The organism is Iodidimonas nitroreducens, assembly GCA_000710935.1.
GTDB classification, from domain to species: domain Bacteria; phylum Pseudomonadota; class Alphaproteobacteria; order Sphingomonadales; family Rhodothalassiaceae; genus Iodidimonas; species Iodidimonas nitroreducens.
Map to the genome: position 1 here is coordinate 23,477 of BAYV01000017.1, position 13,214 is coordinate 36,690.

The window sequence follows — 13,214 nt, forward strand, 5'->3', positions numbered from 1 at the left end:
TTCCCTTTCAACCCCACAGGCGATCCGTATTCATTTTCAAGGATTGAACGATCATGACCATCAAATTTCTGACTAAACTCTCTGCCGCTGCATTTGCCTTTGCTTTGGGCATTTCCAGCGCCTCTGCCCAGCAGGTCGCCAACACCAATGGTGATGCCAATGCCGAAATCGTTCGCGCCCTGAGCGTGACCCAGAATGTGGCTTTGGATTTCTCGACCATCGCCCTGCCGGTAGGCAATACCGCCGGTACGGTCGTTCTGGCCACCGATGGCACCACCAGCGGCACCTTCACCCCCACGGGCACGCCCGTAGCCGGTGCCTTCACCATTGATGGCCCCGCCGCTGCCGTTGCCACCATCACCCTGCCTGCCACCGGCGTGAACCTGACATCAGGCGCCAATACCATGGTCCTTGATACCTTCACGAGCAGTGCGCCCACCGTCACCCTCACGGGCGGCACCGGCACCTTCACGGTTGGCGGCACCCTTAATATCGGCGCATCACAAGCGCTCGGCGCCTATACCGGCACCTATGCCGTTCAGGTCGATATTCCCTGATCGGCCTTAGCTTTAAATAAAAAATGGGTGCACTCAGGATCAGTTTCCGATGCACCCATTTTTTATTGATGCGCCAGATGATGCGCCAGATAATAGGTAAGATATTGACGCAGCCTGAAATAATATGTGAAACATCTTTATGAAATTTTTTCTCAACTGTCTCACATCCCTTGGTTTTTTATCCTTCCTGCTGCTCGCCACCCCGGGCCATGCGCAGGGGGTATCGGCCTTTCCCCAAAGGGTCGAGCTCAGCCCGGAAAACCGCATCGCCACGGTGACCCTGTTCAATCGTGGAACCGAGCGATCAACCTATCGCATCAGCTTCATCAATTATCGCCAAGGCCATGATGGTAAGATGGAAGCCATCGACACCCCGCCCGAGGGCGAAGGCTTTGCCGATGGCATGATCCGCTTTTCGCCCCGGCAGGTGATTTTGCCACCCGGCGAGCCACAAACCGTGCGGCTGATGCTGCGCACGCCGCCGGATCTGGCGGATGGCGAATATCGCAGCCATTTGATGCTGCAAAGCATCCCCCCAAGCCAACCCATTGAAGATGATCCCGATCCTGAAGAACTCAGTGTGTCGCTCAATATCGTTTATGGCTTTTCCATTCCGATTTTCGTGCAGGTTGGCGAGCTTTCCATCGCCGGGCGGATCGAGCCTGCCGGTTTTGATGCCCAAGGACAGCCGATCATTCGTATATATAATGAAGGCAGCCGCCATTTGCGCGCCGATCTGGTTGTTTTATCAAGAACAAGCGAAGTCACCCGGATCAATGGTCTGGCGGTTTATCTCAGCACGGGCTATCTCGATTTTCCCATTGATCTGTCATCCTTGGCCCCGGAACTCAAAAACACGCCTTTAACACTAGAACTGCGGATGCTGGATGATGGGCCGGTTTTATCGCAAACCCAGATCAGCGTGCCATAAGCGCGATCATGCGTATGCGGTCCACCCAAAACAAGGTCAAGCAAGGCGGTGGCAAATAAAGCGCAGATAAAAGCTTTTGCTTATGCCGGTTTTCTGTGTTGTTTGCTGTTCTTCCTTGATCTTACCCTCAAACCCATCGAAGCGGCGGCCCAAAATGCTCCCGCTGAAACGGGAACGGCTGAAGGAAACAGCCCGGATTTGATGGATCTGGTTGAACGGCCCGATGAAGAAGGGCTGATTTTCGATCTGCGTCTTGAAGATTTTCTGCTGGCACCGGGGTTTTTCATCTTTCAAGATCAAGATGATCCCGATCTTTATTGGATTCCCCTTTCGGCCTTTTTTCAAAATGTGGAATTGGCGATTGAGGTAAAGCCCGCTGAAGGCCGGGCCGAAGGCTGGGCTTTTGAAGAAAAGCGAGCCTTTCTGCTTGATCTTGATGCCGGGATCATCCGGTTTGATGGCCGGGAAAGCCGCCTGAAGCCCGGCGATGCCGAACGCCATTTCGATGATCTTTATGTGCCCCATCTTTTGATCGAACGCTGGCTGGGCATTCATTTCTTTTTCAATATCCGCCGCCTGAGCATCGAGCTTTCATCCCAAACGCCTTTGCCTTTGGAAATGCGGCTGGCCGCCGAAGATCGCCGCCGCACGCTTCGCCAGCGCCGGGAGATGGGCAGCCTGCCACGCTTTTATGCCGAACCCCAAAGCATCACCGTTCCCTTCATCGACAGCAATCTGGCGCTGAGCGCCCAGGACAGCGAATCGCAATCCAATCTGCGCGGCAATTATTCCATCCAGGCCACAGGCAGCCTTGCCCAGCAGGATTTATCCCTGTTCATCAATGGCGCGCTCTCTTCGGATGGGGGGGCGGAAACCCCCTCATTAAGGCTCACTTTGGGCCGGGAATTCGTTGAAGAAGGGGCCGCGCCCTTGGGCCTGCGGGCCTGGCAGGCGGGCGATATCACCACCCCCATCGCCCCGCTGGTGGGGGGATCAACCATTGGCCGGGGCCTGCGTTTATCCACCTATGGCAGTGATCGCCGCAGCCGGGGCAATCGCATCACCCTGCGCGGTGATCTGCCCGAAGGCTGGGAGGCCGAACTCTATCGCAATACCACCCTGATCGCCTTTCAAACCGGTGAAACCGGCAGCGGGCGCTATGAATTTACCGATGTGCCCATCGTGAGCGGCATGAATGTGTTTCGCATCGTTTTATTTGGCCCCCAAGGCCAGCGCCGGGAGCATACGGAACGATTTCTATCAAGCGCTGCCTTTGTCGAGGCTGGGGAGACCGAGATGGAACTGGCGATCAATCAGATCGACCGCAGCCTGATCGGCACCCGGCGCGAAGCCTCGATCAACCCCGATCGGGGCGATCTGCGCGGTGTTTTCCAGCTTGATCATGGCATCAGCGAACGCCTTTCGCTGGGGCTGCAAATCACCCGGGCGAGCGTATCCGAACCGGGGCAAAGCTCGCTTTTGAGCGAGACCAAAGACACCACCTTCTTTGGAACCAATCTGCTGGCAGGCATCGGGCCTTTATTGATCGAACTGAATGCGGTGGCCGATGAAAGCGGCGGAGTGGGCCTGCGTGGGGATCTGCAAACCCTTTTGGGACGAAACAGCATCAGCCTTTCGCATCAGGAATTTCGCGGGCTGGAAAGCGCCCTGAGCAATATTTCCGAATTTCGCGATTCCCTGCGGCGGATCACCGAGATTGATCTGGCCAGTAGCCTTGATCTGGGCTTTCTGGGCCATTTCCCCCTGACCTTTTCCGCAAGCCGGCGGGAAACCACCGCCGATGATCGCGATTGGCAGATTGGCGGTCGCCTCACCCGACGCATCGGACGGTTCAGCGCCACATTGGAGCAGGTCAATCGCCTGCGAACCATCGGTTCCGATCAGGGTGATCTGTTTTTTCGTGTGGGGACCCTTTTGGGGCGGACCAATCTGCGCGGCGAATTGCGCACCGAGCTTTTCCCCGATAGCCGATTGACCGAAGCCAATTTCGGCATCGATTATCGTTTGGCCAATCGCTTTGGGGTGCAGGGCACCATACGCCGCAATCTGGATAGCGATCTTACCAGTTTTTCCGCCGGTTCCTTTTATGATTTCAAACAATTTTCACTGGCTTTGAATGGCAGCCTCGATACCGATGGCGCCATTGGCGCGGGGCTGTCTTTGCGGGTTTCCAGCGGCTATAATCCCCGCGATGATCGCCTGCATTTCAGCTCTTATCCCAATGGCACCGGGGGGGCGCTGGCGGCCTTTGTTTTTGTGGATCGCAATGCCAATGGCCGCCATGATCCCGGCGAAATCGGCCTGCCGGATGTGAAATTCCGGCTTGAAGGGCAGGTAATGTCGGATGCCACCGATGAAACCGGGATGACCTTCATCCAAGGGGTTTCGCCTTATTTGCCCCGGCGCATGGTGATTGAAAAAATTTCCCTGCGCGATCCGTTTCTGGCCGATGTGCGCGGCGATGTGCGGGTGATGGCGCGCCCCGGACAAACCACCTTCATCGATTTTCCCATCGTGCCCACGGGGGAAATCGATGGCACGATCCGCTTTACGCGCTTCAATCGTACCGATCCCGGTCGCGGGGCCCGCCTTTTTCTGATCCCCGCCGATGCAAGCCGCATCGCCACAGGTGAGAGAATCGAACAGATTTCAGGCTTTGACGGCTATTATTATTTTGGTCAGGTGCCCTATGGCCGCTATGAACTGGTGGCCAATGTGCCCGGCCTTGATCCCCAAAGCCGGGCGGTGGAGCTGAATGAAGACACAGAAGCCCTTTTCGGTCTTGATTTTCAGTTTGAATTCCCCATCCCGTTTATTTTGCTGGATGATTTGCGGCCGGCCCCCGCCATCTTCGGGCGCGGCGAACCACCCCATCTGCGCTTATCTTTGGGCATTCGCGCCCCGGCGCTCGCCCCGGATCGGCTGTTCATTCCCCGGCTGAAAATCCGCTTGAAAAGCCCCCCGCCTGCGGTGGTGCCATCGATCCCCGCCTTGCGGATGATCATCCCCCCCGCGCCAGCCATTATCTAGATGCGGTTTAATAATTCCATTGAATCTGGGTGCGGATCACATCCCCTTCGGCGCGGCCCAAACGCCGCTCATCGGCTTCCCGCCTTTTCATATGGGCATAAGCAAGGGTCAATTCCAAAGCATCCACCGCCTGCCATTCCACGCCCAATTCCAGTTCATCGGTTTCAAGCCGGGGGGCATTGGTGGCCGCCCGCCATCCCCCGCGATAGCGCTGCCAGCGACCATAGGGCATCAATTCACCCATGGGGAAATCATCGATCCTAACCATAGTCTGGATATAGCCACCATTATTGTTTTTCTCGACGATCTGGCCTGTGGCAACATCAAATTCCGGGCCGCGCCCCCAATTCCATTCCGCCTGAAAGCCAAAGGGCTGCGGATAAAGAATGACATGAAAACCAGCGCGGGAATCCTTGAAAATCTCCTCGCTCACGCCGCCGGTGCGGATTTCCGGCTGCACCCGATTGCGCAATAGGGAAATCCCCATTTCCAAAACCTGGCCTTCCAGAAAATCAGCCACGCCATCCAGTTCGAAGGGATAGGTCGCCATGGCCACCTGCATGGTCTTGTCATTCTGTTCAGAGCGGTTTGCCCCCTGCCCATTGAACACGCCAACCCCCAAAGCCCCATAATTGCCAAACAGCTTTTGACCATCGGCATCCAACCGATCCCAAATGCGCTGCACATGCACCGGCGTATAATAGGCAATCACCCCCACCTCGCGCTCACCGGGGACCGCGCTATTGATGCCATCACTGCGATCAAGGGTCAGGCGATTGGAAGAGGATTGCAGATTTTCCCAGCCAAAGGGCACTTTCGATTGCCCCAAGCGCAGCTTGAAGCGATGGCTTTTATCCAGATGCACATCCACATAGGCATCACGAAGCTGTACAAAATTCTCCCGCCGTTCCCCATTCGATTGATTATTGATGCCGGAGGCAAAATCCGACTGAAAATAAAAGGAGATATAATCGCTGAGATCGCCCTGCAGCACCAGCCGCGCGCGGCGTAGAAAGAAATTTTCCTCATCACCAACCGAACGATCATGCACGGAGCGCAAGCGCGATTGCCCGGGCTCGGCCTTTTCATCACCCGACACAATTTCATTATGGCGCAATTGGGCATAACCGCGAATTTTGATCCGATCATACCATGGCTTTGTCGCCTGCGATCCATCGGCCATCGCAGTGGGATCATCGATATCATCAGAGTCTTCAGCCGCCAATTGGGTTGGCTGGCTACGCTCGGCAGGCGAAAGCGGCGCGATATCGGGCTGGGCGGCCCTTTCCGCCTGCTCCAAATTCCGAGGCTGGGCGCTTGGGGTCGGGTCTGCCGATTGCGCCGCTTGCAGGGCCTTGATCGCCGCCTTCAGTTCATCAATCTGGGCCTGAAGCTCTTCAACGGTCTGGGCATTGGCCTGGTGTGACAACAAAACAAGCACGCTCGCCCCCAGAATATTTTTCAGTCTTCGGCCCATGATCATCGCCCGCTCCCTTCTTTTCCGCCTTCAGGTTCATCAGCTTTCACAAGATCGCCATGATCTTGAGATGACATATCTATGACATTTTCATGGCATCTTTCCCCTCTTGCCGCCCCATCTTTCCAGCCGATCATGGCAAAAACGAAGAATTAAGATTGCCCGGGGAAGATGGCGGCGACAAATAACCTGACTAATAGGTCAGATATGCTTTGATGGCAAACCAGCCAGTCAGAATCCCGGATAAGGAGGCCATGCGGCGAACCCCCTCCGCGCCCCTTCAGCCTTTGAAATGTTCAAAAATGCTATAGCCCCCGATAGCGATGAAGCCAATCCCGGCAATCAGTTTGAGTGGGATATCGGCAAGAAAGCGCGATGCAAAGGTGCCAAGCAAAACCGCTATCGCCGTTGAGGCCACAAGGGCTAAAGACGCCGCCCCAAAAACCAGCCACGGATTACGCCCTTCTTCCGAGGCAAATAAAACCGTGGCAAGCTGGGTTTTATCACCCAGTTCAGCCAGAAAAACTGTGATGAAAATCGCCAGTAAAGAAGATATGGGCATCTGAAGTCTCCGGGCCGGGCATTAATGAAAAAAACGACATCAAACAGCCGGCCCGGCCATGGGGCGGCTGAAGATATCGCAAGTCTCACCAAGCCAATGATCGCCGCTCACGGTCGATCAAGCCGAATGCACCACACCCATGCCGGGCAATTATGTTGATACATTCTTTCTTCTTGCAGATTTTTAGCCTGCCGGAAGAAACAGTTACTCCCCTACAATGGGCGGCAAGCTAGCATAATCATCCCCAAGCGCAAGCGCCTTTTCAAAGACGGTCGGCCGGGGAATGGCCCAAAACGCCCGAAACTCGCAAGACAGCGCTATTCCATATCTTCTTTGTCATTACTCACGAAAAATTTACTTCTTTATATTACATTGAACAGCTGAAAATAATCTGTCATAAAGTCCCAAACTCATGACCCCTGCCCGCTTATCCATGCCTGCCAAAATGTCTGATCCGGTTCAGGCTCGAATCCGATTGCCCCGACAATCCATCTGGCCTGCGCTGGGCTTTGCGCTCTTTTCCCTTCTTCTGATCGGGATCATCAGCCTGTGGCCGCCGCAAAGCGGGGCCGTGGCTGCCGGTTTTCCCCCTCATTGGAGCCTGGCGCAGCGTATGCAGGCGGTGGAAAAGGCCGAAGCCCTGGTGCTGGGGCAGCCCGGCCCCTTGCTGCTGGTGATCGGCAAACATCCCGATGCCCCCGGCCTGCCCGGTCGATTATGGGCTGCTGGCGCGATGATTGTGATCGATCCCGCTGGTGCTACCGGCTGTGCGGGCAAACCGAAAGCGCCCTTGGCCCGCAATGTTGAAGCCTTTTCCCGCAATGAATTTATGGCCCCGGATCAATCTGCGGCCCTCTATCAAATGGAGCCCTCTCATGTCCTCTGATATGCAAAGCCTTGATGGCCTGCGCGCGCAGGCTGGCAAAACCCTCATCGCTTATTTATGGGCGCATCCCCCGATCATTTTGCTGGCAGGCTATCTGGTCGGAAGCGGGCTGGCCTGGGCAGCGGCGATTGCTTCGGCCTTTTTATGCTTATGCGCCAGTCTCAGCATCACCACGGGGGCTGGTGGGCTCATTCATCGCACGATGATCGCGGTGGCCGCCGTCAGCCAGGCGGCTTTGCTGGTTTTTGCGCTGAAGGGGCATCCCTGGCAAATTGATATGCATATGTATTTCTTTGCCGTTCTGGCCATTGTTTCGGCCTTTAATTGCCCGAAAACACTGATTGTGGCGGCAGCAGTCACCGCAGGGCATCATCTGCTTTTGAATTTTGCGATCCCGGCCTGGGTTTTCCCCGATGGCGGCAGTTTCTGGCGCGTGGTTTTGCATGCTGTGATCGTGATCGTGGAAACCGGTGTGCTTTATTGGTTTACGGGCAAAAGCTTGGTACTCCATGCTGAAGTGGCAGATGCCTTGGGGACCGCCCAGCATTCTGCGCAAATCGCCGAACAAAATGCCCGCCGCGAAGAAGAAGCCAATCAGGATGCCCGGCAGGCTTTGGCTCGAGCCGAACAAGCCCGCATCGAAGGGGAAAAACTGCGCGCCGAACGCGCCGAAGAGCGCACCCGCCATGCCAAAGAGCAAAAGCAGCAGATGCAGGCGCTGGCCGCCACCTTTAAACAAACGGTGGGCACCATCGTTGCGGATGTGAGCGGAGCTTCAAACAGCTTTGCCGGCAATGCCGATGCCCTGGCCAAGCTGACCGGACTTGGCAATGAACGCTGCACGAAGATGGATCGGGCCACCAAAAGCGTTCATGACTATATGGCCGCCGTGGCATCGAGCGCCGAGGAATTAACCGCATCCATATCGGAAATTTCCCAGCAGGTGGAAGGATCGCGCAAGGTTGCCCAAAAAGCCGCCGATGAATCCCAAAGCGGGATGGAGAATATCCGGAAATTGGCCCAACAGGCTTCAGGCATCGGCAATGTGGTGACCCTGATTTCCGATATTGCCGAGCAAACCAATCTTTTGGCGCTGAATGCCACCATTGAAGCCGCGCGCGCAGGCGATGCGGGCAAGGGCTTTGCCGTGGTTGCCAGCGAAGTGAAGGCGCTGGCCAATCAATCGGCAAAAGCCACCGAAGAAATCAGCCGCCGCATTCATGAAATTCAAAAAATGACCGATGGCACGGTGGGCTCCATCGAAACCATATCCGACGTGGTGCGCGGCATTCATGAAAGCACCACCGCCATTGCCGCCGCCGTTGAAGAACAAGACGCCGCCACCCGCGAAATTGCCCGATCCGCCCAAACCGCCCTTGCCGAAACATCGGATGCCACCGAAGCCGTGACCGGCGTAAACGATATGATCGGGCAGGTGGGAAAAGAGGCCGATCAAACCTCGCAAGCCGCAGGCACCCTATCGGAACTCGCCCGGCAATTGAACCAGCAGGTGGAGCATTTCCTGAGCGAATTGGCGGTTCAGGCTGAGAAAGACGATGAAACACGCCAAAAGGCGGCATAAAGGCGGAACTCAGCCTTTGCTTTGGCGGCGCTCCTGCAACAGGCGTTCCGACAGATGAAAACTGGCGGGATTATCCACATCGATAGGGCCATAAGCATAGGGCAGAACCACGGCCTTGGCGCTCAGGCCAAAGCCACGGCCCGTGCGCGCTGTCATATCCGCCAATGTCACCGCCTTCAGCTTATATAAAATAAAGGTGGTGAGCCCGAAAGCCTTCAGAATACGCCAATGCTTTTTGCCAAATTGGCCGCCACCACGAAAGGTTTCCACCGACGCCAGCGCTTTTTTGTTTCGCAAGCCATAAAGATTGCAGGCCGACCAGCCCCCATCCTTTAACTGGTGATAATTGAGACCCGAGCCGGGGATGGCCCGATCAACGGTTGCCTGATCGGTGAAGGCAATCGCCACATCCTGATCAGCGGCCAAAAATTGATCGCAAAAATCGCGCACCAGTTCGGGGGTGTGCAGGGCATTATCGCCGGTGGTGATCACCAAAGGCAGGCAATCGGGCACTGCCTCTGCCGCTGCAAAAATGCTATCGGCCAATGTAGGCTGGCTCATGGCGTGAAGCACCCTGCCATCCTCAAACCATGCCTTCAGGCGCGGCGAGGATTTGAGCCAGGACGCATCTTCGATGGAAACCAGCACCCGATCAATGGCCCCGCTATCGAACAGGGCGGCGATCACCCGTTCCAGCATCACCTCGCCATCGATGGTCACAAAGCATTTATGCGAGATCTTCTGAAGCCTTGCCACACTATCTTCGGCGCCTCGGCGTCCGGCAGCCAGCACCAGCGCAGTGAACGGCGTGGCGAGGGGGGTGAGATCGATCTGCGTGTTCATCAAAGCGATCCTTTCGCGCCAAAAGATTTCACGCCAAAGGGGCGGGCAAAATGGCGTGTCATCTCGGCAATAGATGAAAGCTGGGGCAAATCGCGCAAAGCCCGGCGCAGGGCCGATGCGTCATCGGCAGGTAAATATCCGGCAACACAGCTTTCATATTTTTCCCAATAATCGTCCATGCTGAAGGGCAAGGCGAGACTGCCTTTGGGCCATGGCCGAGTTTCCGATAAATGGCGGCCATCGTGCAAGGTGATCTCGACCCGGGTGGGGCATTCGCCTTCCAGCTTATCTATGGGATGAAGATGAATGCGCGGATAAAGCGCCCGCAAATCGGGGCGCCGGGCCGCCTGATCGGTGAAATCCTCAAGGCCGATCCGATCCTGCGCCAAACAAAGGGATAAGCAATGGGGGAAGGAAAATTTACTTTGCAGACCATTTTGCGGATCATCATACATCAGATTATTGACATGCACCTGCGGCAGATGCACATCCACCCGCGCCACATCATCTGGCCCAAAGCCATGTTCGGCCTTCAGATCCAGAATGGCATCCATCGCCCGGTGCGATGCCCCGCAATTGGCAAAGCGTTTCACCCGAAAGCCATGATGGGTGATCAATAAAGGCTCGCCCACCGCCTGCGTTTCAAAGCGCAGCACCTGCCCATGTTCGGGATTTTGGATGGCATCGCGCAGGCTTTCATAATCGGGGCCAACCATCAGCCGGTTCATCCCGGTGCGACCATCAAGGGTCTCCATCCCCGCGGTCAGGCCATCGCGGGCAAGGCTGGCGGCCATCACCCCGGCCTTGGCGGCCAGACCCGCATGGAGCGGCTTGGTCATGGTGCCGAATTGCGACATGAACCCCGCCGCCATGGATGTGGCGATGGAAATCGCCGCCGTCGCTTTGGGCTGATCAAGCTTTAAAAGCCGGGCGCAGGCCGCTGCCGCCCCCAAAGCACCAACGGTGGCGGTGGCGTGCCAGCCGCGATTGCGATGGGTGGGGTTCACCCCCTGGCCCACCCGGCCCATGATCTGCAAACCCACGATATAGGCATCGATGATGGCCTCGCCGCTGGCATCAATCTCTTCGCCCAACGCAAAAAGGGCGGGGGCGAGAACGGTGGTGGCGTGAGCTTTGGGGGGGTCGAAATTATCATCCAGATCAAGGGCATGGCCCGCCGTGCCATTGACAAGGGCCGCAAAAGGGGCCGACAGCCTATGCTCAGAGCCGACAATGGCGCAATCCCCCAGCCCCCAGCGGGCCATGGTTTTCAGGGCGATTTGCGTGGCGGGCTCGATTGCGCCGGGGATCATCACGGCCACGATATCGATCAATTCGCGATGCGCCGATGCCCGGGCTTCGGCGTGCCAATCATCGGATGTCGTCGCCACCCATGCGCCAAAGGCTTCCAAAGGATTATGAGACACGATTGCAGCTTCCCTCAATTTTTCTGGCTGCTTTTTATGACGCCTGACCGGCCCTGTAAAACCTTTTTGTCGGCACATCACAGGGTTGTCGGCACATCACAGGGGCGCCTGAAAGTGTCTAGATCACCCCGATGAGCAATAAAACAGCCAGCACCCCCGCCAGAAACAGGCGATAAAGAACGAACGGCATAAAGCTCGCCCGCCGCAGCCAGGCCATCAGGCCGGCAATCGCCAAAAGGGCACTGAAAAAGGCCAGAACGCCCGCGATCAAAGCATCGGATTGCAAGGCGGCATTGCCCGATTGTACCAGATCATAAAGCCCCAAAAGGCCCGCCGCAGCGGTGGTGGGGATCGATAAAAGCAGGGAAAAACGTGCCGCATCCGGGCGTTTCTGGCCCAAAAACAAGGCCGCTGTCATGGTAATGCCGGATCGGCTGACCCCGGGCACCAGCGCCAAAGCCTGCGCCAGCCCGATGATCAGCACATCGCGCCAGCGCAAATCGGCCATCTCGCCTTTCGCCTGATCGGCGCGGCGATCCGCCAAGCCTAAAACAACCCCAAAAAGCGCCGTAGTCACCATGATCAGCACGGGGCTGCGCCAATCATTGGCGATAATATCTTTCAACAAAAAACCCGCGATCACCACCGGCACCGTAGCCGCGATGATCTGTTGGGTGAGGCGGGCATCAGGGGTTTTCGCCCCGCGCAGGCTATCGAAAAAGCCGCGAAAAAGCCGGACCACATCGGCACGGAAATAAAGCATCACGGCCAAAAGCGTGCCGATATGCATGGCCACATCGATGGCCAGCCCCTGATCGCTCTGGCCGGTTAAAACCGGGGCCAGGATCAGATGCGCCGATGAACTGATCGGCAAAAACTCGGTGATCCCCTGAATGATCGCCAGAAAAATCAGGTATAATAAGGGGATATCTGTGATCAGTCCCGGCATGAATAGACCATAGCTATCAGGATTTCCCTCAAATACGGCACGGTTTTGCGGAAGATTTGGTGGCAGGCTTATGAGAAGATTTTACGGAAGGCTTAGTGGAAGATGTCTTGGCCAGCAAGGCCCGCAGATTAAGCCGCGATTACCCTTGCGTCCAGTCTCTCATCAATCATGCTTGGCCATGGGTTCGATGCACTAAGAACAAGGAAGCCTTGTGGAGCGTCGCATCCACGATCATTGCTCCCATCAATGGCTCTAACAGTCTTATTATCAAAAACTATGTGAAAATCGTACCGCTAAATACGTCCGGCTACCCAGTCGGTTTTATTGACCACATCCCAGCCCAGCCTGTGAAGGCAATCCGCTATGGCGAAACGATGGCCGCTGGCGCCATAGCGCGTCTGGGCAAATTGCTCTTGGCATGTTTGCCATGCATATTCATAAGATAGAGAATCCACCGGAGCATCAGTTGCCCGCACCGCTTCCGGAGGCTGCAAGTCATAGACGCTGTGAGAGCAGCCAGAGACCAGAAATGCCAACAAAAATATTGAAATTGGAAAGCTCGTGGAGCCATAAACTGATCGTCTCATAGCAAGCCCCTTCTAATTAGCAGCAAGCAACAAGGCGTCAAAAAAAGCCAAGGCCGATTGAACTGAGCTATAAACCCAAGCGGGGAGGACGACGAGTATCTCCGGGATCGTGCCGAGCAGCACACCGAATATAAGGAAGGCCAGTCCCATCAACTCTATATGTATACCACCAATCACCGCCTCTTTCATCATAGCGTCAAGCTTCTGATCTTCCTCCTTCCGCTGTTGCTCCTCCGTGCTCAAGCCCGTTTTCAGGTCATTTTTGACATTCCGGACTCTGGCAAGTAAATAATTTTGCCGCTCATGTAGTCCTTCGATTTCTCTAGGCCGTAAACTCATAAACGGGATTCCCAAAGCGTTGC

12 protein-coding genes are annotated in these 13,214 nt (G+C 56.1%); 5 read left to right on the forward strand and 7 right to left on the reverse strand.

The window, feature by feature from the left end; translation table 11 throughout:
• Window positions 1–53: 53 nt before the first annotated feature.
• The 3 genes from AQ1_RS08475 (at window position 54) to AQ1_RS08485 (ending at window position 4,539) form a co-directional block, all read left to right on the forward strand.
• Window positions 54–557 carry a DUF4402 domain-containing protein gene (locus AQ1_RS08475; protein WP_042086284.1) on the forward strand — a complete coding sequence of 168 codons (504 nt, stop codon included), beginning with the start codon at window positions 54–56 and terminating at the stop codon, window positions 555–557.
• A 139-nt stretch (window positions 558–696) separates the two neighbouring features.
• Window positions 697–1,488, forward strand: coding sequence for a fimbrial biogenesis chaperone (locus AQ1_RS14510; protein WP_052371133.1), 792 nt, complete (start codon window positions 697–699; stop codon window positions 1,486–1,488).
• A 48-nt stretch (window positions 1,489–1,536) separates the two neighbouring features.
• Window positions 1,537–4,539 (forward strand): hypothetical protein, encoded by a 3,003-nt coding sequence (locus tag AQ1_RS08485; RefSeq protein ID WP_042086286.1) that lies wholly within the window; start codon window positions 1,537–1,539, stop codon window positions 4,537–4,539.
• A 7-nt stretch (window positions 4,540–4,546) separates the two neighbouring features.
• On the opposite strand, the gene AQ1_RS08490 is transcribed toward AQ1_RS08485, so the two are convergent.
• Both AQ1_RS08490 and AQ1_RS08495 read right to left on the reverse strand, forming a co-directional pair.
• Window positions 4,547–6,016: a porin gene (locus AQ1_RS08490; protein ID WP_042086313.1), complete on the reverse strand. Its 1,470-nt coding sequence runs from the start codon at window positions 6,014–6,016 to the stop codon at window positions 4,547–4,549.
• Between the two features lie 280 nt (window positions 6,017–6,296).
• Window positions 6,297–6,578 carry a TMEM165/GDT1 family protein gene (locus tag AQ1_RS08495; protein ID WP_042086288.1) on the reverse strand — a complete coding sequence of 94 codons (282 nt, stop codon included), beginning with the start codon at window positions 6,576–6,578 and terminating at the stop codon, window positions 6,297–6,299.
• A 412-nt stretch (window positions 6,579–6,990) separates the two neighbouring features.
• Between AQ1_RS08495 and AQ1_RS15135 the strand changes: the two genes are divergently transcribed.
• On the forward strand, window positions 6,991–7,464 hold the full coding sequence (locus AQ1_RS15135) for a hypothetical protein (RefSeq protein ID WP_042086289.1): 474 nt from the start codon (window positions 6,991–6,993) through the stop codon (window positions 7,462–7,464).
• Complete coding sequence (locus tag AQ1_RS08505) at window positions 7,454–9,046, forward strand: methyl-accepting chemotaxis protein (RefSeq protein ID WP_161760512.1); 1,593 nt, start codon at window positions 7,454–7,456, stop codon at window positions 9,044–9,046. The genes AQ1_RS15135 and AQ1_RS08505 overlap by 11 nt, the downstream gene beginning before the upstream one ends.
• A gap of 9 nt (window positions 9,047–9,055) precedes the next feature.
• Here the strand turns inward: AQ1_RS08505 and AQ1_RS08510 are convergent, their stop codons facing one another.
• The 5 genes from AQ1_RS08510 to AQ1_RS08530 all read right to left on the reverse strand — a co-directional run.
• Complete coding sequence (locus AQ1_RS08510; RefSeq protein WP_042086293.1) at window positions 9,056–9,889, reverse strand: nucleotidyltransferase family protein; 834 nt, start codon at window positions 9,887–9,889, stop codon at window positions 9,056–9,058.
• Entirely contained in the window at window positions 9,889–11,316 is a 1,428-nt protein-coding gene (locus tag AQ1_RS08515; RefSeq protein ID WP_052371134.1) for an MmgE/PrpD family protein, read from the reverse strand. Before AQ1_RS08515 ends, AQ1_RS08510 begins: the two co-directional genes overlap by 1 nt.
• Before the next feature lie 118 nt (window positions 11,317–11,434).
• Window positions 11,435–12,265, reverse strand: a complete 831-nt coding sequence (locus tag AQ1_RS08520) for an undecaprenyl-diphosphate phosphatase (protein WP_042086294.1) — start codon at window positions 12,263–12,265, stop codon at window positions 11,435–11,437.
• Between the two features lie 293 nt (window positions 12,266–12,558).
• Complete coding sequence (locus AQ1_RS15140) at window positions 12,559–12,852, reverse strand: hypothetical protein (RefSeq protein ID WP_150007228.1); 294 nt, start codon at window positions 12,850–12,852, stop codon at window positions 12,559–12,561.
• Between the two features lie 12 nt (window positions 12,853–12,864).
• Window positions 12,865–13,214, reverse strand: a 350-nt coding sequence (locus AQ1_RS08530; RefSeq protein WP_462687119.1) for a hypothetical protein, incomplete at its 5' end; no start/stop codon positions are given.